The following is a 24659-nucleotide window of genomic DNA, read 5'->3' as shown; positions in this document are numbered from 1 at the left end:
ATTTGACGTTGAGCGCGAGTGCAGCACGCGTCATTGCTGTGCGCGTAGAACAGGGAGTCGGGGGAATCATGTCTCATCGCTTGCCGATGCAGCGCGCCGTGGCGCGCCTTTTGTCGTTGTCGCGTAGTGTTTTCAGCTGGCTGTTGGTGATGGCCTTGCTCGGGCTGATGCCGGATGCCGCGCGCGCCGCCTGCGGCACCATCACCGTGCCGGACGTCTCCAACACCACGCCGTCGACGTCGCCGATGGTGGCGAACACGTCGATTGCGATCAATATCGGCGATCAATGCGATGGGCTCGGTCTGAATCCGTACCCGCATGCGGGCACCACCAATCCGCAATACGGCACGGTTAGCGTGAACACGCTGTCGGGTGTCGTCACGTATACGAACAATGGCTCACAGTCGGCCGCCACTACCGACTCGTTCGTGGTGGAAGATTCCCTGGGCGAGCCATTCACCATCGTCGTGAACATTGCCGCATCCGCCAGCCAGATCAGTATCAGTCCAGCTTCGTTTCCCACGCTGCAAGTGGGTACCAGCTTCACTCAGGTGTTGAGCGCCTCTGGCGGAAACGGTACCTACACGTACGCGTTGACGGGCGGCTCCTTGCCCTCGGGCCTGAGCCTGAGCGGCAACACCATCAGCGGTACGCCGAACCAGGCGGGGTCGTATTCGTTCACCATCACGGCCACCGACGGCGCAGGCGTGTCGGGTCCGAAGTCGTATACGGCGGTGGTGCCCAATCCTTCGTCGGGCATCTCGGTGGCCACGCCACAGAATGCGGGGATCAATAGTCCATACAACTACCAGTTGCAGGCATCGGGGGCGCTTGCGCCTTTCACCTTCGCGTACAGCAGCGGTACCTTGCCGCCAGGCATCAACTTGGCGGCGGATGGCACGCTCAGCGGCACACCTACGTCGCTGGGTCCGTACAACTTTTCGGTCCTGGTCACCGACGGCAGCTCTACCCATTACTTCAAGGTGGTGCCGGTTACGTTGACGGTATTGAACCTGCCGCCCACCACCGGCCCGGTGTCGGCGACGGTCGCCTACAACAGCACCAACAATCCCGTGACGCTGAACATCACCGGCGCGACTGCCACGTCGGTGGCGGTGGGCACGCAGGCTACGCACGGCACGGCCACGGCCAGTGGCACGTCGATCACCTATACGCCTACCGCGGGTTACGTAGGGAATGATTCGTTTACCTACACGGCAACCAATGGCGCGGGCACGTCCTCGCCGGTAGGCACGGTGACGGTCACGGTGAGTCAGCCAACCATCATGTACGCGCCGACTCAGCCGCCGCATCCCAGGGCAGGCGCGGCGTACAACCAATCCATCGCAGGTGCCAGCGGTGGCGCGACGCCCTACACCTACACGGTGTCTGCGGGCACCTTGCCTGCGGGCCTGACTTTGGCCGCCAACGGCACCATCAGCGGCACACCGACCGTCCAGGGTACGTTCACGGTGCAGGTCACGGCGAAGGACAGCTCCACCGGCACCGGGCCGGTCTCCTCGACGCCTGCCAACGTCACACTGGTCGTCGATAAGCCGGTCGTCACGATCACGCCTGCCACTCTGCCGAACGGCGCGGTCAACAGCGGCTACTCCCAGCAATTCACGCCAACGAACGGCACCGCGCCGTACATCTTCCCGAGCGCGAGCGGTTTGCCGGCGGGCGTGACCTTGTCGTCCAGTGGCTTGTTGAGCGGCACGCCGACGCAGGCAGGTACGTTCAACATCACCATCAACGTGAGCGACTCCACCACCGGTCCGAGCACTCCCTATACCACCGCGATTCCACTCACGCTGACGATCGCCGCGCCGACCATCACGGTGTCGCCGTCCAGCCTGGCCAACGCCACGGTGGGCACGGCGTATTCCCAGTCGATGTCCGCTTCCGGTGGCATGGGTCCCTATAGCCTCTCCGTCACCGCTGGCGTGCTGCCTCCCGGCCTGACCTTGGCGCCTAGCGGCACGCTATCGGGCACGCCCACTACGGCGGGTGACTTCAGCTTCACCGTCACGGCCACCGACGCACAGAGTTTCACCGGCACGGGGAACTACACGGTGCATGTCGCGGCCATCGCGTCCGACGCGCCGACCGGCGTCAGCGCAACGGCTGGCGATACCCAGGCTTCCGTGAGTTTCACGGCGCCGGCAAACACCGGTGGCGCGCCGATCACCGGCTACACGGTCACCTCCAGCCCCGGCGGGCTCACCGGCTCGGGCGCGAGCAGCCCGATCGCCGTGACCGGATTGACCAACGGCACCGCGTATACCTTCACTGTGACCGCCACCAATGTGGTGGGCCCCGGTGCGCCATCGGCGGCGTCGAACGCCGTGACGCCGAGGGGCGGCCAGACCATCACCTTCAGCAATCCCGGCACGCAGAACTTCGGCACCACACCGACGCTGACAGCGAGCAGCACGTCCGGCTTGCCGGTGACGTTCACTTCGTCATCCACCGGCGTGTGTACGATCACCAGCGGTGGCGCACTGACCTTCGTCACGGCGGGCAGTTGCAGCATCCATGCCGACCAGGCAGGTAACGGCACCTTCAGCGCCGCGACTCAGGTCACGCAGGTCTTCGCCGTAGCGGCAGTCGCGCCCGGCGCGCCGACCATCGGCACCGCCACGGCGGGCAACACGCAGGCCAGCGTGTCGTTCACCGCGCCGGCAAACACCGGTGGCGCGGCGATCAGCACTTATACGGTGACGTCCAACCCCGGTGGACTTACCGGCACCGGCGCCAACGCTCCGATCACGGTGACCGGATTGACCAACGGCACGGCTTACACCTTTACCGTTACGGCGACGAATGGTTCCATCACCGGCGCTGCGTCGGGCGCGTCAAACAGCGTGACGCCGCAAGGTACGCAGACCATCAGTTTCGCCAATCCGGGCGCGCAGAATTTCGGTACGACGCCGACGCTGACGGCCACGGCGACCTCGGGCCTGCCCGTAACGTTTACTTCCGCCACCACCGCGGTATGTACGGTTACTGCAGGCGGCATACTGACGACGCTTGCACCGGGTACGTGCACGGTCAATGCCAACCAAGCCGGCAACCCTGCCTTCCTTGCCGCGTCGCAGGTGCAGCAGTCGTTCGCGATCGTGGTGCCGGGTGGCGCGGTATCGTTTGTTACGGCGTCGCCGCTGAGCGCTGTGACTGGCGGTTCGCCGTATTCGCAGACGATCACTGCTGTCGGTGGCGCAGCGCCGTACACCTTCAGTCTCACCGGTGGCAGTCTGCCCACGGGTCTGACGTTCTCGCCGGCAGGCGTGCTGTCGGGTACGCCCACCAGCGCGGGCACGTATAGCGTCACCCTGCACGTTGTCGACGCGGCCACGCAGACCGCTGACAAGACCTATCAGATCACGGTCAGTGCGCCAGGCATCGCGCTCACGCCGACCACTTTGCCGCAAGGCAAGGTAGGAGTGGCCTACACCTCGACGACGCTCTCGGCTTCGGGTGGTAATGCGCCGTATACGTATGCGTTGACCAGTGGCGCACTGCCGGCTGGCTTGAGCTTGAGTCCTGCAGGCGTGCTGTCCGGTTCTCCGACGGCAGCGGGTTCGTTCAACGTCACCGTGACGGTGACGGACCGTTTCGCTTTCCAGGGCTCGCAGGCGTACACCATCGCCATCGCGCAGCCGGTGCCGATCGCGGTGAACGATACGGCGAGCGCCAACGCGAACGGTTCGTCCACCATCCCAGTGACCGCCAACGACACCGGCCCGATCACCAGTATTACCGTCACTCAGCAGCCATCGCATGGCACGGCGACGGTGAACGGCTTGAACGTGGTGTACACGCCGGCGGCCAATTACTTTGGCACCGACACGCTCAACTACACGGCCACCGGCCCAGGCGGCACGTCGGCGCCGGCGACGGTGACCGTCACGGTGATTCCGGGTGCCGTGCCGGTCGCAGCGCCACAGTCCGTCACGCTGCTGGCGGGCAAGACCGTGACCATCCATGCGGTGGCGGGTGCGACCAATGGACCGTTCGTCAGCGCGGCTGTCACCACGGCACCTGCCTCGGGTACGGCGGTGGTGCAGGGTACGGACATCGTCTACACCGCGGCTGTCGATGCATCGGGAACGCTCGGCTTCGATTACACCGTGAGCAATCCGTTCGGTGCATCCAAGCCGGCGCACGTCACGCTCAACGTCAATCCAATGCCGGTGGCGCCGAACTTGAGCTCTACCGTGATCGCCGGCAGGACGGTGCAGGTGGATCTGACGGCCACCGCGCACGGCGGTCCCTTCACCGGGGCGAAGCTGGTGTCGATCTCGCCGTCGAACGCCGGTTCGGCGACCATCCAATCCAATGCCAGCGGCTACGCGCTGTCCTTCACGGCGGCGGCAGGCTTCAGCGGATCGGCGCAGCTCAGCTATACGCTCAGCAATGCCTTTGCCGAATCGGCGCCGGGCACGATCAACGTGGCGGTGACACCGCGCAGCGATCCGTCGAAGAACGCCGAAGTGATCGGCGTGCTCGATGCGCAGGCCGATGCGGCACGCCGCATGGCCACGGGCCAGATCAGCAACTTCCAGCAGCGCCTGGAGAGCCTGCACGGCGGTACCAATGCCAGCGGCTTCAGCAATGGCATCACCATGACCTCGGCGAGCAGCCTGCGCAATCCGCAGTCGCTGTCGGAGTTGGGTGAGCAGCAGGGCATGAATCGTTACCGCGTCCAGCCCGATGCAGGCGACACGCCGCAGGCGCCGCCGGCCACCACGTTGCAGGGTGGCGGACTGCCTGGTGGCATCGCGGTGTGGACGGGTGGTGCCGTCAACTTCGGCAAGATGCAGACCGGCACCAGCGACAACGGCATCGACTTCACCACGTCCGGCCTGAGCATGGGCATCGACAAGGCCTTCAGCCGGGACTTCGCGGCGGGCTTCGGCGTGGGCTACGGCCACGACGTGTCCGATGTCGGCAAGAACGGCAGCCGCAGCGCGCTCGACAGCTACAACGTGGCGTTCTATGCCAGCTATCACCCGGCCAACTCGGTCTATGTCGACGCACTGGCGGGTTACCAGTGGCTGCAGTTCGATGCGCGCCGTTACGTCACCGATGACGGCAACACCGTGCATGGCAACCGCGATGGCACGCAGCTGTTCGGCTCGGTCTCGGTCGGTTACGAGCACCAGACCGACGACATGATGCTCACTCCCTACGGCCGCCTCGATATCGCCCGCGCGCATCTGGACGGCTATACGGAAAATGGCGACTCGGTGTACTCGCTGGCGTACCAGGGCCAGACGGTGAAAACCAGCACCGGCACGCTGGGCCTGCTGGCGCAGTGGACCTTCAAGGAAGACTACGGCGTGTGGTCGCCGCAGGCGCGCGCGGAGTTCGGGCATGACATGCAGGGCTCGAACCTGGTGACCATGCGCTACGCCGACCTGCTCAACGGTCCGCTGTACCAGACATCGCTGACCAACCAGTCGCGCAACCACACCATGCTTGGCGTCGGCGTCGCGCTGCAGTCGTTGCGCGGCTGGTTGTTGCGCATGGAGTACCAGAACTACCTGGACAACACGAGCAGCGGCAACCAGTCCATCCTGCTCGGCGTGGAAAAGAAGTTCGATCCGTAAGCGGCAAGTGCGAGTCATGCTGCCGCCATGGCAGCATGACTGGCGACAAACGCCGGAAGCCAGGCGACCGGCAAGACGCAGGTTCCGGAATGCGTTCCGGCGGCGAGCGCGTTCGTGTTTCAATCCAGGCTGTGGCTGGCATGGATACGGAAGCGCCGAATGACGAACGACGATCGCACCAAGGTCATCCACAGGAGAACGCCGGAATCGGCGAAGATGGTGGCCGCGGTCAAACGCGCGGGGATGATCACCACTGCACTCAACCGTTTGACCTTCGACGATGCCGATGAAGTGCGGGCCTTGTTCTCCGAACTCATCGGCCAGCCCGTCGACAACAGCTTCCTGTTGATCCCGCCGTTCTACACCAGCGGCGGCGAGGAGATTCGCGTCGGCCGGAATGTCTTCATAAACCAGAACTGCACCTTCTACGATCTCGGCGGCCTCCACATCGCGGACGATGTGATGATCGGACCTAACGTGAGCATCATCACATCGGGCCACCCGCTGGATCCCGCACAGCGTCGTTCCGTCACGTTCGGAAAGCGCATCGTGATCGAGCGGAATGTGTGGATCGCCGCCGGAGCAACGATCATCGGCGGGGTCACGGTGGGGGAGAACTCGGTGGTCGCTGCGGGCTCGGTGGTCACCAGGGACGTTCCCCCGAACAGCCTCGTCGGAGGAAATCCAGCGCGCTTCATTCGTTTGGTCGATGGCTGCGCGTCCGCGCAGGATGGGGCCGGGTAAGCCCTCGGGAGCGCAGCGCGCACCCAAACGAAAACGGGCCGCTTTCGCGGCCCGTTTTCTTGGCAAAGCAAGCGTGGCTTACTTCAGCTTGGCATCGGCGCGCAGCGCTTCGGCCTTATCGGTCTTTTCCCACGAGAACGCGGTGTAGGTCTTGCCGTCCGGACCCTTCACTTCGTACGGGGTGCGGCCGAAGTGACCGTAGCTGGCGGTCTGCTGGTACATCGGGTGCACCAGGTCGAGCATCTTGATGATGCCGTACGGGCGCAGGTCGAAGTGCTTGCGGATCAGCTTCTCGATCTTCTCGTCGCTGATCTTGCCGGTGCCGAAGGTCGTCACCGAGATCGAGGTCGGCTCGGCCACGCCGATGGCGTAGCTCACCTGCACTTCGCAACGGTCGGCGATGCCGGCAGCCACGATGTTCTTGGCGACATAACGCGCAGCGTAGGCGGCCGAACGGTCCACCTTCGACGGATCCTTGCCCGAGAACGCGCCACCACCGTGACGGGCCCAGCCGCCGTAGGTGTCGACGATGATCTTGCGGCCGGTCAGGCCGCAATCGCCCACCGGGCCGCCGATCACGAACTTGCCGGTCGGGTTGATGTGGAACTTGGTGCCCTTGTGCAGCAGCTTGGCCGGCAGCACGGGCTTGAGGATGTGCTCGCGCACGGCCTCGATCAGATCCTTCTGCTTCACGCTCGGATCGTGCTGGGTCGACAGCACCACGGCGTCGATGGCGGTGGCGACACCGTCTTCGTAACGCAGGGTGACCTGGCTCTTGGCGTCCGGACGCAGCCACGGCAGCGGCGAATTCTTCTTCTTGCGGACCTTGGCCTGCTGCTCGACCAGGCGGTGCGAGTAGTAGATCGCAGCCGGCATGTAATCCTTGGTCTCGTTGGTCGCGTAGCCGAACATCAGGCCCTGGTCGCCAGCGCCCTGTTCTTCCGGCTTCTTGCGATCCACGCCCTGGTTGATGTCGGGCGACTGCTTGCCGATCAGGTTCAGCACGCCGCAGGTCTCGCCGTCGAAGCCGACTTCCGAAGAGTCGTAGCCGATGTCGACGATGACCTTGCGGGTCAGCGCTTCCAGGTCGATCCAGGCGCTGGTGGTGATCTCGCCGGCGACGATCGCCACGCCCGTCTTCACCATCGTTTCGCAGGCCACGCGCGCACGCGGATCCTGCGCGATGATCGCATCGAGGACGGCATCGGAGATCTGGTCGGCGACTTTGTCCGGATGGCCTTCAGAGACCGACTCGGAGGTGAAGAGGAAGTTGCTCATCGCGGGTTATATCCTTCCTTACGGATGAAGAGATGAAAGAGGGTGGCGCATGATACACGGCCTACCCCGGGTTTGCAGCCTCAGCTTGGCGGCCGCACATGACGATTTCATGCCGATTCAGCCATTTGGACGGCTTTGCGGCCCTTTTCCGGGGTGCCCCGGAGACGCCAAAACCGCCCAAAGGGCGGCGGCGCAAGCGGCCAGAATACTCCAAGGGTGTCGCATAGGCCCCGGCCGGGTGTCAGCCGGGGCCTTGCCGGCGGGCCTCAAACAGGCGGCTTCAGACGCGTGAAGCCGTCGTCGCTCCAGCCCTCGCTGCCCACGCCGTGGCGCACGAAGAACAGGCCTTCCGGGTCGTACCGGCGCTTGGCGGCGGCCAGCCGCGGGTAATTGCCGCCCCAGAACGAGGTTTGCCAGTCGCGTTCGAAATAGTCGCTTTCCGAGACATAGGAGCCGGCGCCGGGCGCGACCGTCAGCAGGGCGTCCATGCACTGGTCGTTGCCTTGTTTGTCCTGGCGGGCCCGCTCGAGATTGGGTGTGTTGCCGGGCATGCCCGGAAAGGCAGGCTTGCTCTCGCTGCCGGTGATGGCCAGGGCGAATGCATCCATCGCACCGGGATTCATGGCGGTGTCGCGCGAACGGGCGATGGCATCGGCGGGCGCACCGGCAAGTCCCTTGTTGAAATGCAGCGAGAAGCCCCAGTGACGCGTGGCCTGGAACATCGCCTCGGCGAGCGCGTCGAGCCGGCGTTCGTCGAGCAGCGACTGCGGCAGCCAGGCGGAGCGGTAGCCGTGGATGAACTGGCCGACCTGTCCCTCGTCGCCGGCCCACAGCACACGGTCAGGCGGCGCATCGGGACGGCTGTCGGCAACGATCAGTTGCGGCGCGTGCTGGCGAAAGAACTCCGCATCCCAGAAGTGCCGGGCGGGCATGGCGATCACCTGCACCTCGTTCTTGAAGCGATACGCGTTGCGGGCCTTGATCCAGGCGAAGAACGGCGCCCACACCTGCTCCGCTTCCTGCTTGCTCAAGCCCTGGAACACCATCGACAGATGCAGCGTGTTGTCGCCATGGAACGTCAGCTGCTCGCCCCAGTGCGGGTTGAACAGTGCATCGCGGTAGAAGCGCATGGTCTGCGCCAGGAGTGCGCGATAGGCCTGATCCGAATCGGCCTGCACGCTGCCGAACACGGCGCCGAAGGTGTCCGGCAGATCGTGCGTCAGCAGGGTCAGCCTGGTCACCACGCCAAGACTGCCCCCGCCGCCACCCTTGATGGCCCAGAACAGCTCCGGTTCGCGGCAGGCGTTCACCGTGTGGACCTTGCCGTCGGCCGTGACTACCTCGGCTTCCAGCAGATTGCCGCTGGCCGTACCGAAACGCTTGGAAAAACTGCCGAAGCCGCCGCTCTGCACCAGGCCGGCGACACCCACCGTCATGCAGCCGCCACCCTGCACGTAGCGGCCCGCTTTGGTGGTGACGGCGTTGTATGCGTCCACCCACATCGCACCGGCTTCCACCGTGACAGCCGGCCGTGCAGGCCCTTCGCAACCTTGCGGAACAAAGGCGTCATGCAGCGCGATCTGGTTCATGTGGCGCGTCCAGATCAGCAGCGAGTCGGGCGCATCCGAGGTGCCCTGGTAGCTGTGCCCGCCGCCTTTCACCACCAGCCGCAGATGGTGTTTGCGGGCGAAGTTCACCGCGGCCACCACGTCGCTGGTGTTCTCCGCTGCCACGGCATAGACGCTGGGGCGCGAGGTCCAAGCATCGGCCCAACCGCTGGTCTGGGTGAGCGATGGGGTATCGCCCAGGTAGTAGGGATTGCGCACCTGCTTCAGCGCCTCCTGGCAGGCCGCATCGCCGGTGCCGCAGTGTTCGAATGGCGACTGCAGACGTTGCAGCCGGCCGCCGACCGCATGGCTCAGTTCGTCCCATTGCGCCGATGTCGGCCAACCCGGTTGGCCCGGACGCACCCGCGAGTGCCACGTGCCCACCGCACTGAGCGCCTGACGGGCGCCGGCGACAGTGGGCGACATCGCCCAGGGCAGCAAGGGCAGGGCAAGGGCGGCCTTGAGCAGATCGCGACGATGCATGGGCGTACTCCGATGGGAATGACGCCACTCTGCGCCCGCCCGACGAGCCGACAAGCATGAAGTGACGAATGGTGCCGCTGCTGGGACGAATGGCGGGTCCGCGGTGATCGCGCCAGGCGTCGACTCTGCTCTCGAACATGCGTGCCATTGGCTAGACATACCTGTCGAGACATCCATAATCGAACTCCCGCCCCCCGCAGGAGAAGTTGCATGAAGCGATTGACCGGACTGATCTTTCTCGCAGCGTCCCTGGTTGCCTCGGCGTTTGCCCATGCCGACAGCCAGCCACCCTCGCATTGGCAGGCCGACATCGCCGCCTTCGTGGCCGCCGACCACCAGCATCCGCCGGCCCAGCACGGGGTTCTGTTCATCGGCAGCTCGTCGATCCAGTTCTGGAAGTCGCTGGCGCAGGATTTTCCGGGCATCCCCGTGATCAACCGCGGCTTCGGCGGTTCGGCGCTGCCCGACTCCACCTATTACGCCAAGCAGATCGTGTGGCCTTACCAGCCCAAGCTGATCGTGATGTATGCCGGCGACAACGACGTCAACGACGGCGCCACGCCCGAGCAAGTGCTCGCTTCGTTCCAGCAGTTCGTGGCGCGTGCGCGCCAGGGCGTTCCCGCCGTGCCCATCGTCTACATCTCGATCAAGCCCAGCATCGCGCGCCTCGCGCTGTGGCCGACCATGAAGGCCGCCAACGACAAGATCCGCGACTGGGCCGCCACGCAGAACAACATCCGTTTCCTCGACATCGCACCGGCGATGGTCGATGCGCAAGGCAAGCCGCGTCCCGAACTGTTCCGCCCCGACGGCCTGCACATGCAGCCGACCGGTTACGCGCTGTGGATCGCCGCGTTGAAACCCGTGCTGGCCGGCTACGGCTTCGTCGCCAAGCCGGCTCAGTAAACCAACGCCCGCGCCTGCACGAAGGCGAAAAAGAACACCGCGTTCGGATCGTTGCGCACCGCCTGCAATTCGCTGCGCATGCCCTCGACCGTCGCGGTGTCGACCTTGCCGGTGGCCACCAGCTGGTCGGCCGCCGAGAGCAGCAGTTCTTCCCAGAACGCCATCATCTGTTTGCGCTTGCCGGGCTGGCGATTGTCGAGGTGGAAACTCTTCACCTCGGTCTGCACATCGCGATAGCCGCCGGCCAGCAGCAGGTTGCCCAACTTGGCGCCGATGAACGGATCGCCGCCGCTGTCGTACTGGTAGTCGTTGAAGGCCATCCAGTAACGCAGCAGATGCGGTGAATACGGATCGAGAAAGAACGAAGTGTTGAGCACTTCGGTGACGTACACCACCGCGCCGGGGCTGAGCACGCGGCGCAGTTCGCTCAGCACGCGCGCGGGACTGGGCATGTGTTCCAGCACCCAGCACAGGTACGCCGCATCGAAGCTTCGATCGGGAAACGGCAGATCGGTAGCATCGGCCTGCTGCAGCGTGTAGCGCGACGTGCACCAGGCGGACTGGGCCAGATGGCGTTCGGCCGCTTCCAACTGCGCCCCGGAGCGATCCACGCCAGTCACTTCAAGATGCGGAAAGCGCCGCAGCAGGATTTCCGTCTGCGCACCCACGCCGCAACCGACTTCGAGCAGACGCGAAGCCTCGCTGTAGTCGATGCGGCTGAACAGCGTGGTCTCGAACATGCGCGCCTGACGGATCAGGCGCGATTGCTCGTCCGACGAAAAGCCGTGGATATAGGGAAACTCACCGGTGACGATGCTGTTCACGACGGCATCCGCTCGCTGGGAACGTGGATCTGCAACGCTACGCCGACGCTTGTGGAGGGAAAGTGTCGCAGCGCGCTCAGGGAGCGTGTGTGGCAGCTTTGGCGTGCGGATGCGCCGCAATGAAGGCGAGGATGTCGCCCAGCGCCGGCGCACCGCCACGCAGCGGCCGCGACAGGCTGAACAGCAACGCTTCATGCCCCACGCCGGGATAGGTGCGCAACGTGCTGTCACCATGCACAGCCTGCGTGGCCCGGTAGAGCGAGATCGCGTTCGACGGTTCCACTTCGCCGTCGTCGGTGCCTTGCAGCAACAGCATCGGCGGCTCGGCGCCGTGCACGTAGCTGACCGGCTGCCCGCGACGCTGTTGCTCGACCGTGCTGCCGAAGACGCCAAGCATGATCGGATCGTCCTGCGGCACGGGTACGAAGTCGTAGCAGCCGGCGAGACCGATGAAGCCGGCCAGCTCCGTCGGCTTCAAGCCGTGGCCGCCCAGCCATTGCGGGTCCGTCGCCAGCAGGGCGGCGATCTGGCCACCGGCCGAGTGCCCCATCACGAAGACATCGTCGGGTGAGCCGCCGATCTCTGCCGCGTGTGCGTGCGTCCAGGCGACGGCCTCGGCGGCATCCTGCATGAAGCCATCGAGTTTCACCTGCGGGTATTTGCGGTAATCGGGAATCACCGTGATGACGCCATGCGCAGCCAGCGTCGTGCCCACGAAGCGATACCAGGCGCGTTCGCCGCGTACCCAGGTGCCGCCGTAGAAGAAGACCACGATGGGTGCGTGCTCCGCGTGAGTGGGCGCATAGACGTCCAATGCCAACGTGTGTGTCGCGTCGAACACGATGCCGTGCTGTTCGACGATGTCCTTGCGCGCATTGGTGGCGTTGAGCCCGGCGAACAGCGTCGCCTCGCATCCGGCGAGCAACAGTGCGAGCCCGCTCAGTAGCAGGGTGCCGGTTATCCGCGATAGCCATGGGCGACGAAAAATGGGTAGGGGCATGAAGGTGACGGTAGCAAGCTGGCGGCCATCATGCCGGCTGGCGTTGCGCAAGGGTTTGCGGCCTTTCCCCGACATTTTTACGCTCAGTAGGAATTGGCCTACAAGATTCTGCGATGTTCGCCGCTATATCCGTCGCTTCGTGATTGAGACCTTTCTTAAGTTTACAGGGGCGCTCGCGCGCGAGCGTTTGCAGCAGTTTCAATCACGTAAGGAAGGGCAAATGGATCGTTGCAAGAGAACCGCCATCAGGGGCGGAGCATGGAGTTTTGCGCTGATCATGGCGGCCGGCATGTCCGTCCATGCGGAAAGCGCCCAGGATCAACGCGCCGCGCAGATGACGCAGATCCCCACCTGCGCGACCAAGCTGGGCACGCTGGCGGTAGAAGAACCCGAGCGCGGCGTGGACTGGTGGAGCGAGCGCCAGCTGCCGTCGCCGACCAAGCTGATCAAGGTATTCGTGGCCAAGTCGGGCTGCTTCACCCTGGTCGATCGCGGTGCCGGCATGGCCATGGCGCAGCAGGAGCGCGACCTGGCCGCCAACGGCGACCTGCGTGTGCGTTCCAACGTGGGCAAGGGGCAGATCAAGGCGGCCGACTATGTGCTCGTCCCGGACCTGATCTCCAGCAACAAGGATGCCGGCGGCACCTCGGTGGGCAGCGTGCTCGGCGGCCTGCTCGGCGGCAGCAAGGTGGGGCGCCTCGCCGGCAACCTCAGCATTTCCAGCAAGACCGCCGACGTGGTGCTGACCCTGACCGACGTGCGCTCGTCCGAACAGGTGGCCACGGCCGATGGCAGCGCCAAGAAGAACGACATCGGTTTCAGCAGTGGCGGCGCGCTATGGGGCGCCAGTGGCGTGGGCGGTGCGGGCGTGGGCGGATACGCCAACACCGAGATCGGCCAGGTCGTCACCATGGCCTACCTGCAGGCGTACAACAAGATGGTGGCGCAGTTGGGTTCGTTGCCATCGAACGCTTCGCAGGCGGGCGCGCAGCAGGCCGTGACCATGCTCAAGCCGGGTCATCTGCTGGCCAGCGCCACCGGCGGCTCGGCGGTGCGCACGCTCGATCCGGGCATGATGCTTTATCCCACCGGCAACAAGCAGGGCACCATGTGGGAAGTGGAAGACGAACTGGGCAACAAGGGTTGGGTGTCGTCCACCCTGCTGCAGCTGTCGCACTGAGTTGAGTCATCCGGGCCGTCGATTGGCGGCCCGGATATCGTTGCTCAGGCGGCGAGCCGCACGCCGTCGTGCAGGCTGGCGAAATACTCGCGCGTCAGGCGCAGCTGATCCTGGGCATTTTCCGCGCGATTGACCACGTTGCGGAACGCGGCGTTTTCCGGCCGGTCCTTGGCATACCAGCCCAGATGTTTGCGTGCGATGCGCACGCCCTGCAATTCGCCGTAGAACGCGTACAGATGTTCCAGGTGATGCAGCAGGATCTCGCATACCTCGGCCGCCGTCGGCTCGGGCAGGCTCTCGCCGGTGGCGAGGTAGTGGGCGATCTCGCGGAAAATCCACGGCCGTCCCTGCGCACCGCGGCCCACCATCACGGCGTCGGCGCCGGTGACGTCGAGCACATGCTTCGCCTGTTGCGGCGTCAGCACATCGCCATTGGCGAGCACGGGTATGCGCACGCTGGCCTTGACGGCAGCGATGGTGTCGTACTCCGCTTCGCCTTCGTATTTGTCGGCGCGCGTACGGCCATGCACGGCGAGCGCGGCAATGCCGGCGTCTTCGGCGATCTTCGCGATGGTCAGCGCGTTCTTGTTCTGCCGATCCCAGCCGGTGCGGATCTTCAGCGTCACCGGGATGTCGACCGCATCGACCACGGCTTTGACGATGCGCGCCACCAGCGGCTCGTCCTGCAGCAGCGCGGAACCGGACCACACATTGCAGACCTTCTTGGCCGGGCAACCCATGTTGATGTCGATGATCTGGGCGCCGTTGTCCGCGTTGTAGCGCGCCGCTTCGGCCAGCATGCTGGGGTCGTAGCCGGCGATCTGCACGCTGACGGGCTCGGGCTCGCCCTCGTGATCCATTCGCTGCAGCGACTTGCGCGTCCGCCACAGGCGGGGATCGGCGTTGGTCATTTCCGACACGGCCAAGCCCGCGCCCAGCCGTTTGCACAGCAGGCGAAAAGGCTTGTCGGTGACCCCGGCCATGGGCGCGAGCACCACGGGCGGGTCGATGCGGTAGGGGCCGATCTGCATCCGGCTATTGTACCCGGCCGGAAAATCCAGTGTATCCAGGCTGGAAAACCCTTGTGGGAGCGCACTCGTGCGCGACAGCCACACTTCAATTCACCGCTTCGTAGGTTTGTCGCGCACAAGTGCGCTCCCACAAGGAAAGCAGTTTGGCTCAGTGCGCGATCTTGGCCGCCAGCGCTTCCGCCGCCACCCGGTCGTGCTTGTGCTTGAACAGCACCATGAACAACACCGACACGATCAGCGAATAGCTGGCGAAGGTGATCCAGATGCCGTGCCAGTCCTTGCTCTGGTCCGGATGGGTGAAGAACGCCTCGATCACCAGGCCGCTGATCGAGCTGCCCAGCACCGCGCCGACGCCGTTGGTCATCAGCATGAACAGGCCCTGCGCGCTGGCGCGGATGGACGGATCGCTCTGGCCTTCCACGAACAACTGGCCGGAGATATTGAAGAAGTCGAACGCCATGCCGTACACGATGCACGACAGCACGATCATCCACAGGCCCGCGCCCGGATCGCCAAAGGCAAACAGGCCAAAGCGCAGCGTCCACGCCAGCATGCTGATCAGCATCACCGTCTTGATGCCGAAGCGGCGCAGGAAGAACGGAATGGCCAGGATGAACAGCGTTTCGGAAATCTGCGAGATGGACATGATGATGGCGGGGTAACGCACCGCCACCAGATCCTTGTACGCATCCATCTTGGCGAAGTCGTGCAGGAACGTATCGCCGTAGGCGTTGGTCAGCTGCAGCGCCGCACCCAGCAGCATCGAAAAGATGAAGAACACCGCCATGCGCGCGTCGCGAAACAGCTTGAACGAGGTGAGGCCGAAGGTGTCCAGCAACGACTGGTTGTCGCGGCGCTGGAAGCGCGGCGGGCAGGGCGGCAGCGTGAAGGCGTAAAGGCCCAGCAGCAGCGACGCGCCCGAGGCCACGTAGAACTGGCCCGACGAGGTTTCCAGGTGCAGCAGGCTCACCGTCCACAGCGCGGCGATGAAACCCACCGTGCCCCACACGCGGATCGGCGGAAAATCGCGAACCACGTCCTTGCCGTCGCTCTTGAGCGCGTTGAACGCCACCGCCACCGAAAGCGCGATGGTCGGCATGTAGAACATCATGTTGATCAGCATCACCCAGAACATCAGGCCCGGGGACTGCACCATCGGCACGCAGAACAGCACGATCGCGCCGCCGATGTGGAACAGGCCGTAGAGCTTTTCCGCGTTGATGTGCTTGTCCGCGATCACGCCGGCAATGGACGGCATGAACAGCGAGGCGATGCCCATGGTCGAGAAGATCGCGCCGAACTGCGCGCCTGACCAGTGCTTGGTCTGGAACCAGTATGCGCCGATGGTAAGCAGCCACGACCCCCACACGAAGAATTGCAGGAAGTTCATGGCAATCAGGCGCAGTCGCAGGCTCATCAGCGTATGTCTGTGGTTGAAGCGGTTAGTGGGCAGGTGGCGCGCTCATGCCTCCAGGCGGGCGGAAGCCGGACCTGTCTGGACGAGCCGCGAATCCCCCTGCAGAGGCTTGGGAAGTCCCAAGGCCGTGCCAAAACGGGCAGACTAGAGGACCGCTGCGGTGGCGACAAGCTGCGCCGCCACGAAGACATCGGCCCCATTCCCCGAGGAGACCTCCGTGAGCCTGTTCCTGACCATCGCCCTGGTGCATCTGGTGGCCTTGCTGAGCCCCGGTCCGGACTTCTTCTTCGTGTCGCAGACGGCAGTGAGCCGCACGCGCCGCCAGGCCATGTTCGGCGTGCTTGGCATCACCCTGGGTGTGGTGGTGTGGTCGGCGCTGGCGCTGGCCGGGTTGCAGTTGCTGTTGCAGCGGCTGGCCTGGCTGGAGCGCCTGATCGCCATCGCCGGCGGCCTCTATCTCGCCTGGATGGGCCTGAAGATGCTGCGCGGCGCCGTGAAGGCTCCCGTTTCGGCCAGCGAACCGCGCGCCGTGCTGCAGCAGAGCGACTGGGCCACCTTGCGCGCCGGTCTGCTGACCAATCTGTCCAATCCGAAGGTGGTGATCTATTTCGGCAGCGTGTTTTCAGCGTTCCTGGGCGATCGCGTCGATACCGCCACGCGCTGGGGGCTGTGGACCCTGGTGATCGTGGAAACGCTGCTGTGGTTCACCGTGGTCGCAGGCGTGTTCGCCTTGCCCGCCATGCGCCGCGGCTATCTCAAGCTTTCGCGCTGGATCGACGGGCTGGCGGGCGCCGTGTTCGTGCTGTTCGGGTTGCACCTGATTTTTGCGCGCAAGGTCTGAGCGCAGAGCACGGCCGCACACTGTAGGAGCGCACCCTGTGCGCGACCGCAGCCCCACAAGTCTTCGCTCAGGGTAGGTTTGTCGCGCACAGGGTGCGCTCCTACAAGGGCAGAATCAGGGCAGCAGCTTGCCCGGATTGAGAATCCCCTCCGGATCGAAAGCCGCCTTCACATGGCGCATCAACTGCAGCGTCGAAGGCTGCAGCGCCAGCGGCATGATTTCTTCATCATCTTTGCGCGCAAGGACTGAGCGGACGCCGATCGCTCATCTTTTGTGGGAGCGGACTTGTGCGCGACCGCAGCGTCACAGGTATCGCTCAGTGAGAGGCTTGTCGCGCACAAGTGCGCTCCCACAGGACTGAGACAGATCAGGGCAGCAGCTTGCCCGGATTGAGAATCCCCTCCGGATCGAAAGCCGCCTTCACATGGCGCATCAACTGCAGCGTCGAAGGCTGCAGCGCCAGCGGCATGAATTCCTTCTTCACCAGCCCGATGCCGTGCTCGCCCGACAGCGTGCCTTCCAGCGAAATCACCAGCGCGAAGACATCGGCCAGGCAGGCATGCGCGCGCTCGCGCTCCGACTCGTCGCGGGGCAGCAGGTTCACATGGAGATTGCCGTTGCCCGCATGGCCGAAACTCACGATGAGCACGTCGTGTTTCCTGGCCAGTTGCTTGATGCCATCGACCAGTTCGGGCAGATGGCTCACGGGAACCACCACATCCTCGTTGATCTTGTTCGGCGAGATGGTGCGCTGCGCCGGCGACAGCGCCTTGCGCGCCGACCACAACGCCTGCGTTTCCTCCGCGGTTTCGGCCACGCGCAGGTCTTCCAGACCATCGCCGCGCGCCGCGCGGGAGACGGCGTCCACCGCGCTCGGCAGCGTCTCTGCTTCACCATCCACTTCGATCATCAGCATTGCGCCGGCCAGCGGCACCGAATCGCCACCGTAGTCGCGCGCCAGTTTCAGCGCGACGTCGTCGATGAATTCCAGCGCGCACGGCGTGACCGGCTGGGCCATGATGCGCGCGACGGCGCGTGCCGCCGCCGATACATCGCGATAGGTGGCACGGATGGTGCGCAGCGCCGATGGCTTGGGCGTGAGCTTGAGCGTGGCCTCGGTGATCAGTGCCAGCGTACCTTCCGAGCCGATCAACAGCCGCGTGAGGTCATAACCCGTGGCGCCCTTGCTGGTATAGGTGCCGCAACGAAATCCTTCGCCCGTGCCGGCCACCGCGCGCAACCCCAGTGTGTTCTCGCGCGGACTGCCGTACTTCACCGTGCGCGGCCCCGCCGAATTGCAGGCGAGGTTGCCGCCGATGCTGCACCAGGGCGAGGACGAAGGATCCGGCGGCCAGAAGAAGCCGTGCGGCTTCAACGCCTGTTGCAGATCGCCATTCAGCACGCCGGGTTCCACCACCGCGAGCCGATTGTCCGGATCGATGCGCAGGATGCGATTCATCCGCTCGAAACTCGCCACCACGCCGCCCGCCACCGGCACCGTGGCACCGGTGGTGTTGGTGCCGCGACCGCGGCCGATCACCGGCACCCGGTGCGCACGGCATGCCTTTACCAGCGCTTCGGTCTGTTCGTGCGAGGTCGGGAAGACCACGGCATCGGGCAGCGCGTTGCGGCGGGAGTTGTCGTAGGCATAGGCCAGGCGCTCGGCCATGCCGGTCGCCAGGGCATCGCCCGGGAAATGCGTGCGGAGCGTGTCGAGCAAGGCATCGGGAAGAGTCATGCGATGAGTATCCCACTCTCCGCCGCCGCTTGCCGTGACTGCTCAGCTACGCGGTGGCAGCAACTGCTCGATCCGCTCGCGGATATAGGGATAGAACGGATTGGAGCTGATGCGCAGTGCCGCATCGAGATTGAGGATGAGCGCGCCACGCTCGCCGCGAGGCGCCACCGTGCCGAGACGAATGCCGTAGTTCTCCGACAGGTCCGGCTCCGTGCCGTAGAGCGGATCGTTCGAGGGGAACGGCAGGGCGATATGCGAAAGCGAGAAGATGTTGTCGGGGTACAGCTCCGACAAGCGCGTCACCGTCGGCGCGGTCTGGCCTGCTTCGGTGCTGCGGGCGACGGTGTGTTCGTCATCGTCGGTCACATTGGCTACCACCGTGGCGCGATACGACTGCGGTCCAGCCGGCAGCATGCGGTTGACGGCCGCCAGTGCGCTGGGCTTGAGCAGCGCGTCGAAGCGGCGGTTGCGATTCACGTCGAACAACACGACCTCGCTGCCGTTGCCCGGCACATGTGCGTAGAGCGTGCGCATCACGGCGGACGCGCTCACCGTATCGTCCACCACGGACTGGAAGGTGAGGATCGGCGGCAGCCGGGCGAGCTTCTTATCGCGCGCCATGCGAACCATCTGGCTGTGGATCGCATCCGTCAACAAATACGACTGCCGCGCGGCATTGACCGGAAACGAGTTGTACTTGAACGGGTTGTACTCCGGCAGCAGATCCAGCCATGCCGCCTTGGCAAAGCGCGGCAACATCGCAGGCAGTCCGGCAAGGCCGGCGAAGCGGGCGAAACTGGTCACGCCGATCATCGGCGACAACAGTACAAGGCGTGTGGGCATGCTGAGCTCAGGGTGCTCGCATGCATCCAGCGTGTATTTCACCGCCAACGCGCCGCCATTCGAGTAGCCGACGATATGGACGGGCGCATTCGGCCCCACGCGCCGCCGCGCCTCGCGCATCGCGAGCCGAGTCGCGGCCAGCCATTGCGGCCAGTCCGCCTTGGTCAATCCGGCGGGTACCGTGCCGTGTCCCGGCACGCGCAAGCCGATCGCCACAAAACCGTGGGCGCGATACAGCTCGGCGATATCGCGCAGGCTGTATGGCGAGTCGGTCAAGCCATGGATCAACACGACCGCGCCCACCGGCGTGCCGGCTGGTTCCAGCACGTACGAGCGGTTCCAGTCGTGGGCAAAGCGCCCCGGATACATCGGTGCGCCGTCGAAGTATCGGTTGGTGACCGCGCGTTGGGCGGTTTCGAGCTGGTCGGTGACCTCGTTCTTGACCTCGTCGAATGCGTGTTGCTCAGCCTTCAAGTACCCGGCCCAATCGCTGGCATCCAGTTGCGACGGCGTCAGCTCTTCGGGCACGAAGGTCTGCCAGGGCGCCAAGGGATCGCCGCGCTGCGAATCCCAGGCGCGAATGGCCAGCAGGGACACCAGGAAGACCAGCACGATGATGGCCGTCCATTTGCCGATCTTGATCAGCATGCGAAGCATGGTGTCCCCGTATGACGGTGCCGTTGGTGGGCGGCGCGCTGCGTGCAGTGTGCCCGGGCGAATATGTGCAAAGCGTGGACGAATGGCCTGCGACCGGCCTAGTTGGCTTCGAATGCGTTGCGCCACCAGCTCATGTGGGCGGCTTCCGTGGGGCCGTCATAGCAGACCACGTCGAAGCGGCAGGCCCGGCTGGCATGTTGCGAATGAGCGGCCAGCCAAAGCCCGGCCGTCTTGATCAGCTTGGATTGCTTGCCGGCATTGACGGAGGCCGCGGCGTCGCCACGGCTGCTGTGCAGGCGATGGCGCACTTCGACAAACACCACCGTGTCGCGATCCATCATCACCAGGTCGAGTTCGCCATGGCGCGTGGTGTAGTTGCGCGCGAGCAGCTTGAGGCCTGCGCGCTGCAGTTCGGCGCAGGCGCGTTGTTCGAATGCGGCGCCGGCTGCGCGCATCAATTGCCGGTGGGCTGCTCGGGCTGGAGTTGCGGCGAGCCGCTCGCGTCGGTCGGCGGGGCGAGTGCAGGCGAGGTATCCATCTGCAGGCTGCCGTTGAGCGGCCGGGCCAGACCGTCCTGGAACTTGGCCCAGACGAGCACGCGACGGATGCGGCCGAACTGGTCGGAGGTGAGTTGTCCGCTGGCACCGGGCAGATAGCTGCCGGGATGCGCGCGCAGCCAGTCGATATAGGGCGCGAGGTTCCATGCATCCATGCCGAATGCGAACAGGCGAGCGGACGTGCCGCGTGCCGCGGGCAACTGTCCGGCGATGTCGCCGTGATTGGGCAGGCCCGGCTGCACGTCGAACAGCCATGGCGAATCGCAGAACTCGACGCCTTCGAGATCGCGGTTGGCGCCTGCGTCATCGACGCCGGCATAGATGTGCGACGTGCCGACCACCGGCAGGTTCACGCGGGCAAGCCTGAGCTGCGGCAGCAGCAGGCGCGCCTGTTGCGGGCGCATGCTGATGAAGATGCCGCTGTCCTTGTTGGCGCTGGCGTCGCCACTGTCGGTCGGCATGCCGAGGCCTGAAATGGTCGAGGCAAAGTTGACGCCGCTGCCGAGGTTGCCGGTGCCCGCGACTTTGCCGCCGCGTGCCTCGAGCTCCGCCTTGAACGATTTGGCCGCGCGCTGGGCGAAGTCGTCGCTGCTGACGATGACGAACGCATTGGTGATGCCGGCCTCCGCCATGTGATCGGCGGCTTGCGCGCCTTCGGTTTCGGGCAGCAGGCCGAACTCACTCACGCCGCTGGCGGGCAGGCTCTTGTCGTCGGGATGGTTGAGCGCGAGCAGCGGTACGGGCAGCTGCTGCAGGCCGAACAGGGCGGATACTTCGCCGCGCGTCAGCGGGCCGATGATGAGCTGCGCCCCATCGCTGACGGCTTGCTGGTAGGCCTTGATCGCGCCCGCCGTGGTGCCGGCGCTGTCGTAGACGCGTACCGGCGGACGCGGCATGTGGTTGTGCGCGGAATCGGCGTAGGCAGCGAAGAAACCCTCGCGAATGGTCGTGCCGGCCGAGGCGAGGTTGCCGCTGGTGGGCAACAGCAGCGCCACGCGCGACGGCATCTTGAAGCCTTCGCGCACGTTGGCGCCTTCGCCCGGCAGCATGGTGCCCACTTCCTGCTCGAGCGCCGGCGCGGGATGCGCCACCGCGACGCCGAGCTGGGTGAGTGCTTCATTGACCCACGGCAGCATGCGATCGCCGGGTTGCATCGCCGCGGCGCGCTGCTTCAACGGGTCGATGCCCAGTTGAGTGAGCAGCGAAACGATCTGCTTGCGGTTCTGCGCCTGGTCCAGGCCGCTCAATTGGCCGTCCATTTCGACACGCGTGCGTGCGGCGCCCCAGAAGTCGCCGGTTTGCTGCATGGACTGCGAGCGCAGTTCGAGCAGGCGCAGCTGCAATGCCGGCGGCACGCTGATGTTCGGTTGGGTGGTGAGCTGCAGCGCCTTCGGCGCGTTGTGTTGCTTCAATGCCCATTCGGCCTGCAGCAGATCGAGTCGCGAGGGCTCGTCGCCGGTCAGCCGCTGGCGACGGATGCCGTCGAGCAGCGGTGCCGCACGATCGAGCTGGCCTTCCTGTCGATAGGCCTCGGCGGCCAGCAACTGATAATGGTCGCGATTGCTGCTGGTCTGCGCCAGCGCGAGATAGGCCTGCGCGGCCTCGTCGAACTTGCCCTGCTGGATCAGGACGTCGGCCTGCTGGCTCGCCGCGACTTCCGCTGGCGACTTCTGTGCGGCCGGCGGCACGCAGCCGCTCAATGCCAGGGCAACAAGCAGGGCAACGCCTGCGGCGCGGTACAAGCGCATGGCCAAATCCCTTCGAGCTTTTTGACGACATGGTCGGCGGATGGGCGATGATAGCCCATTGGCTTGCCGGCCCGATGCATAGGAAACAGCAAGATGTCACAGATTCAGCCTGGTCTGCTATGGGTGGTCGCCACGCCGATCGGTCATCGGGACGACTTTTCCGCGCGTGCCATCGAGACGCTGCGTTCGGTGGCCGTGATCGCAGCCGAGGACACGCGCCACAGCCGGCCGTTGCTGATGCACTACAACGTCGGCACGCCGCTGGTGGCGCTGCACGACCACAATGAACGCGAGGTGGTCGACGCCATCGTGCGCCGCCTGCTGGGCGGCGAATCGGTGGCGTTGATTTCCGATGCGGGCACGCCGCTCATCAGCGATCCCGGCTTTCGCCTGGTGCGTGCCGCGCGCGCCGCGGGGATCCGCTGTGCCCCGGTGCCGGGCGCGTGCGCGGCGATTGCGGCGCTGTCGGTGGCGGGCCTGCCCAGCGATCGCTTCGTGTTCGAGGGCTTTCTTCCGCCCAAGGCCGCCGCCAGGCGCACGCGTCTGCAGGAGCTTGCGGGCGATCCGCGCACGCTCATCTTTTACGAGTCGTCGCATCGCGTGGCCGAAAGCGTGGCCGACATGCGCGATGTGTTCGGCGAAGCGCGCGAAGGCGTGCTCGCGCGCGAACTGACCAAGCTGTTCGAGACGGTGATCGGCGAACCGCTGGGCGATCTGGCGGCACGCGTGGCTGGCGATCCGGATCAGCAGCGCGGAGAGTGCGTGCTCATGGTGGCTGGGCGCGGCGAGGAGACGGATGCGCGCGAAGCGGAAGGCAAGCGTGTGTTTGCCTTGCTTCGCGAGGAACTGCCGCCCGCGAAGGCGGCCAAGCTGGCCGCGGCAATCACCGGCGCACCGCGCAAGCTGCTCTACGAAGGCTGAGACTTTTCTGTGGGAGCGCACTTGTGTGCGACCGCAGAGCACCGGTGCGCCGCAGTCGCGCACAAGTGCGCTCCCACAGGGGTGATTGCGCCGTCCGCAACTCGCTGAGACCTGTTTTCCACTAGAATCCACGGTGGAGTCGGCCGGACAGTCGCGTCGCGCGCAAGCGCATCGAGGAAAGTCCGGGCTCCGCAGGGCAGAGTGCCAGGTAACTCCTGGGCAGCGTGAGCTGACGGCCAGTGCAACAGAGAGCAGACCGCCGAACGGCATCTTCGGATGCGCGTGGTAAGGGTGAAAGGGTGCGGTAAGAGCGCACCGCACGCGGGGCTAACGTCGCGTGGCACGGTAAACCCCACTCGGAGCAAGACCAAATAGGGGAACGATAACGCGGCCCGCGTTGTTCCCGGGTAGGTTGCTGGAGCCTGGCGGTGACGCCAGGCCGAGAGGAATGACTGTCGCGCCGCAAGGCGTACAGAACCCGGCTTACAGGCCGACTCCACCTCCTTCACGACCGGTCGTCATCGCCTCGCCACTCGTTGGCGAGGCGATGACGGGCGTGGGTGGCGGGCCATGAACAGCGATTCATCTCGGGTGCCTTCATGGGCCTCGAAAAGCGTGACTGATGGCACGGTTTGAAATCAAAAAAACCCAGCCTTTCAAATACCTTCGAGTGTTTCCTCAGAAAGGGCTGGAATTACTGCCACATCACCGCCTTTCTCATTGATTCACAAGAAAAATTTCCTTGACAGTCTCAGGGGGCGAGACTATCGTGGGTTCCTGTGTGAAATCGTGGGAATTCGTGGGAGCTATCGGTCGTGTTCCAGGGCGAAACCGCCATCACCGTTGACGACAAAGGCCGCCTGGCCATTCCAACCGCGTACCGCGAGTTGGTGGCGGGCGCCTGCGCCAATCGTCTGGTGATCACCTACAACCCCTTCGAGTCGGGCTGCCTGTGGCTGTTCCCGTACGCGGAGTGGGAAAAGGTGCGCGACCAGGTCAACGCGCTTCCCAAGGTCAAGGCGGCTCACCGCGATATGCAGATGAAGCTGGTGGGTGCCGCGGCTGTGGTCGAGCCCGATACCGCCGCGCGTCTGTTGCTGCCGGCCAGTCAGCGCGCGACCACGGGCATCGAGAAAAAGGCGGTTCTGCTGGGCATGGGCAACAAGTTCGAGCTTTGGAGCGAGCAGGCTCACCTGGCCAAGATCCGCCAGACCATCGGCGAAGACGAGATCACCAACGAGATGGCGGAGCTGCAGCTGTAACCGGCAA

18 protein-coding genes and 1 other RNA gene are annotated in these 24659 nt (G+C 65.1%); 8 read left to right on the top strand and 11 right to left on the bottom strand.

The window, feature by feature from the left end; genetic code table 11:
* The first annotated feature begins 68 nt into the window (after positions 1-68).
* Together ISP20_RS16455 and ISP20_RS16450 are read left to right on the top strand one after the other, a co-directional pair.
* On the top strand, positions 69-5615 hold the full coding sequence (locus ISP20_RS16455) for a putative Ig domain-containing protein (protein WP_239535982.1): 5547 nt from the start codon (positions 69-71) through the stop codon (positions 5613-5615).
* Positions 5616-5774: 159 nt separating this feature from the next.
* Positions 5775-6359, top strand: a complete 585-nt coding sequence (locus tag ISP20_RS16450; RefSeq protein ID WP_204637189.1) for a sugar O-acetyltransferase — start codon at positions 5775-5777, stop codon at positions 6357-6359.
* A gap of 78 nt (positions 6360-6437) precedes the next feature.
* On the opposite strand, the gene metK is transcribed toward ISP20_RS16450, so the two are convergent.
* Both metK and ISP20_RS16440 read right to left on the bottom strand, forming a co-directional pair.
* Complete coding sequence (gene metK, locus ISP20_RS16445) at positions 6438-7637, bottom strand: methionine adenosyltransferase (protein WP_204637188.1); 1200 nt, start codon at positions 7635-7637, stop codon at positions 6438-6440.
* A 266-nt stretch (positions 7638-7903) separates the two neighbouring features.
* Positions 7904-9727, bottom strand: coding sequence for an FAD-binding oxidoreductase (locus ISP20_RS16440; RefSeq protein WP_204637187.1), 1824 nt, complete (start codon positions 9725-9727; stop codon positions 7904-7906).
* A 210-nt stretch (positions 9728-9937) separates the two neighbouring features.
* Here ISP20_RS16440 and ISP20_RS16435 point away from each other — a divergent pair, with 210 nt between their 5' ends.
* Positions 9938-10633: an SGNH/GDSL hydrolase family protein gene (locus tag ISP20_RS16435; RefSeq protein ID WP_204637186.1), complete on the top strand. Its 696-nt coding sequence runs from the start codon at positions 9938-9940 to the stop codon at positions 10631-10633.
* Here ISP20_RS16435 and ISP20_RS16430 read toward each other — a convergent pair.
* Positions 10627-11457 (bottom strand): class I SAM-dependent methyltransferase, encoded by an 831-nt coding sequence (locus tag ISP20_RS16430; RefSeq protein ID WP_425490841.1) that lies wholly within the window; start codon positions 11455-11457, stop codon positions 10627-10629. The genes ISP20_RS16435 and ISP20_RS16430 overlap by 7 nt on opposite strands.
* Before the next feature lie 76 nt (positions 11458-11533).
* Positions 11534-12457, bottom strand: coding sequence for an alpha/beta hydrolase (locus ISP20_RS16425; RefSeq protein WP_204637387.1), 924 nt, complete (start codon positions 12455-12457; stop codon positions 11534-11536).
* A 289-nt stretch (positions 12458-12746) separates the two neighbouring features.
* Here ISP20_RS16425 and ISP20_RS16420 point away from each other — a divergent pair, with 289 nt between their 5' ends.
* Positions 12747-13637, top strand: a complete 891-nt coding sequence (locus ISP20_RS16420) for a CsgG/HfaB family protein (protein WP_239535978.1) — start codon at positions 12747-12749, stop codon at positions 13635-13637.
* Between the two features lie 44 nt (positions 13638-13681).
* On the opposite strand, the gene dusB is transcribed toward ISP20_RS16420, so the two are convergent.
* Together dusB and ISP20_RS16410 are read right to left on the bottom strand one after the other, a co-directional pair.
* The gene (dusB, locus tag ISP20_RS16415) at positions 13682-14668 is read right to left on the bottom strand and encodes a tRNA dihydrouridine synthase DusB (protein WP_204637184.1); all 987 of its coding nucleotides are present in this window, start codon (positions 14666-14668) and stop codon (positions 13682-13684) included.
* Positions 14669-14816: 148 nt separating this feature from the next.
* Positions 14817-16085, bottom strand: coding sequence for a nucleoside permease (locus ISP20_RS16410; protein WP_204637183.1), 1269 nt, complete (start codon positions 16083-16085; stop codon positions 14817-14819).
* A 217-nt stretch (positions 16086-16302) separates the two neighbouring features.
* Between ISP20_RS16410 and rhtC the strand changes: the two genes are divergently transcribed.
* Positions 16303-16926: a threonine export protein RhtC gene (rhtC, locus tag ISP20_RS16405; protein WP_204637182.1), complete on the top strand. Its 624-nt coding sequence runs from the start codon at positions 16303-16305 to the stop codon at positions 16924-16926.
* A gap of 114 nt (positions 16927-17040) precedes the next feature.
* On the opposite strand, the gene ISP20_RS16400 is transcribed toward rhtC, so the two are convergent.
* The 5 genes from ISP20_RS16400 to ISP20_RS16380 all read right to left on the bottom strand — a co-directional run bounded on the left by ISP20_RS16400 (position 17041) and on the right by ISP20_RS16380 (position 22469).
* A complete protein-coding gene (locus tag ISP20_RS16400) occupies positions 17041-17142 on the bottom strand; it encodes an FAD-linked oxidase C-terminal domain-containing protein (protein WP_204637181.1) in 102 nt (33 codons plus the stop codon).
* A 151-nt stretch (positions 17143-17293) separates the two neighbouring features.
* The gene (locus tag ISP20_RS16395) at positions 17294-18664 is read right to left on the bottom strand and encodes an FAD-binding oxidoreductase (RefSeq protein ID WP_204637180.1); all 1371 of its coding nucleotides are present in this window, start codon (positions 18662-18664) and stop codon (positions 17294-17296) included.
* Between the two features lie 42 nt (positions 18665-18706).
* Positions 18707-20164: an alpha/beta hydrolase gene (locus tag ISP20_RS16390; RefSeq protein WP_204637179.1), complete on the bottom strand. Its 1458-nt coding sequence runs from the start codon at positions 20162-20164 to the stop codon at positions 18707-18709.
* 98 nt (positions 20165-20262) lie between these two features.
* Complete coding sequence (locus ISP20_RS16385; RefSeq protein WP_204637178.1) at positions 20263-20619, bottom strand: YraN family protein; 357 nt, start codon at positions 20617-20619, stop codon at positions 20263-20265.
* Positions 20619-22469: a penicillin-binding protein activator gene (locus tag ISP20_RS16380; protein ID WP_204637177.1), complete on the bottom strand. Its 1851-nt coding sequence runs from the start codon at positions 22467-22469 to the stop codon at positions 20619-20621. The genes ISP20_RS16385 and ISP20_RS16380 overlap by 1 nt, the downstream gene beginning before the upstream one ends.
* 93 nt (positions 22470-22562) lie before the next feature.
* On the opposite strand from ISP20_RS16380, the gene rsmI reads away from it, so the two are divergent.
* The 3 genes from rsmI (at position 22563) to mraZ (ending at position 24652) form a co-directional block, all read left to right on the top strand.
* Entirely contained in the window at positions 22563-23390 is an 828-nt protein-coding gene (gene rsmI / locus ISP20_RS16375; protein WP_204637176.1) for a 16S rRNA (cytidine(1402)-2'-O)-methyltransferase, read from the top strand.
* A 135-nt stretch (positions 23391-23525) separates the two neighbouring features.
* An RNA gene (gene rnpB, locus ISP20_RS16370) (RNase P RNA component class A) lies at positions 23526-23892 on the top strand.
* A 313-nt stretch (positions 23893-24205) separates the two neighbouring features.
* Positions 24206-24652 carry a division/cell wall cluster transcriptional repressor MraZ gene (gene mraZ / locus ISP20_RS16365; protein WP_204637175.1) on the top strand — a complete coding sequence of 149 codons (447 nt, stop codon included), beginning with the start codon at positions 24206-24208 and terminating at the stop codon, positions 24650-24652.
* Positions 24653-24659 lie beyond the last annotated feature (7 nt).

Source organism: Dyella kyungheensis (assembly GCF_016905005.1).
Lineage (GTDB): Bacteria > Pseudomonadota > Gammaproteobacteria > Xanthomonadales > Rhodanobacteraceae > Dyella > Dyella kyungheensis.
Note: the sequence above shows the minus strand (reverse complement) of the source record. Positions and strands in the feature narration are given on the sequence as shown.

What these genes read in the sequence shown, in the direction of transcription:
- ISP20_RS16395 (WP_204637180.1), bottom strand. Translation starts at nt 18,664, where the DNA reads ATGACTCTTCCCGATGCCTTGCTCGACACGCTCCGCACGCATTTCCCG.
- ISP20_RS16420 (WP_239535978.1), top strand. Translation starts at nt 12,747, where the DNA reads ATGTCCGTCCATGCGGAAAGCGCCCAGGATCAACGCGCCGCGCAGATG.
- ISP20_RS16450 (WP_204637189.1), top strand. Translation starts at nt 5,775, where the DNA reads ATGACGAACGACGATCGCACCAAGGTCATCCACAGGAGAACGCCGGAA.
- dusB (WP_204637184.1), bottom strand. Translation starts at nt 14,668, where the DNA reads ATGCAGATCGGCCCCTACCGCATCGACCCGCCCGTGGTGCTCGCGCCC.
- metK (WP_204637188.1), bottom strand. Translation starts at nt 7,637, where the DNA reads ATGAGCAACTTCCTCTTCACCTCCGAGTCGGTCTCTGAAGGCCATCCG.
- ISP20_RS16410 (WP_204637183.1), bottom strand. Translation starts at nt 16,085, where the DNA reads ATGAGCCTGCGACTGCGCCTGATTGCCATGAACTTCCTGCAATTCTTC.
- ISP20_RS16400 (WP_204637181.1), bottom strand. Translation starts at nt 17,142, where the DNA reads ATGCCGCTGGCGCTGCAGCCTTCGACGCTGCAGTTGATGCGCCATGTG.
- ISP20_RS16425 (WP_204637387.1), bottom strand. Translation starts at nt 12,457, where the DNA reads ATGCCCCTACCCATTTTTCGTCGCCCATGGCTATCGCGGATAACCGGC.
- ISP20_RS16380 (WP_204637177.1), bottom strand. Translation starts at nt 22,469, where the DNA reads ATGCGCTTGTACCGCGCCGCAGGCGTTGCCCTGCTTGTTGCCCTGGCA.
- ISP20_RS16385 (WP_204637178.1), bottom strand. Translation starts at nt 20,619, where the DNA reads ATGCGCGCAGCCGGCGCCGCATTCGAACAACGCGCCTGCGCCGAACTG.
- ISP20_RS16390 (WP_204637179.1), bottom strand. Translation starts at nt 20,164, where the DNA reads ATGCTTCGCATGCTGATCAAGATCGGCAAATGGACGGCCATCATCGTG.
- ISP20_RS16440 (WP_204637187.1), bottom strand. Translation starts at nt 9,727, where the DNA reads ATGCATCGTCGCGATCTGCTCAAGGCCGCCCTTGCCCTGCCCTTGCTG.
- ISP20_RS16435 (WP_204637186.1), top strand. Translation starts at nt 9,938, where the DNA reads ATGAAGCGATTGACCGGACTGATCTTTCTCGCAGCGTCCCTGGTTGCC.
- ISP20_RS16455 (WP_239535982.1), top strand. Translation starts at nt 69, where the DNA reads ATGTCTCATCGCTTGCCGATGCAGCGCGCCGTGGCGCGCCTTTTGTCG.
- rsmI (WP_204637176.1), top strand. Translation starts at nt 22,563, where the DNA reads ATGTCACAGATTCAGCCTGGTCTGCTATGGGTGGTCGCCACGCCGATC.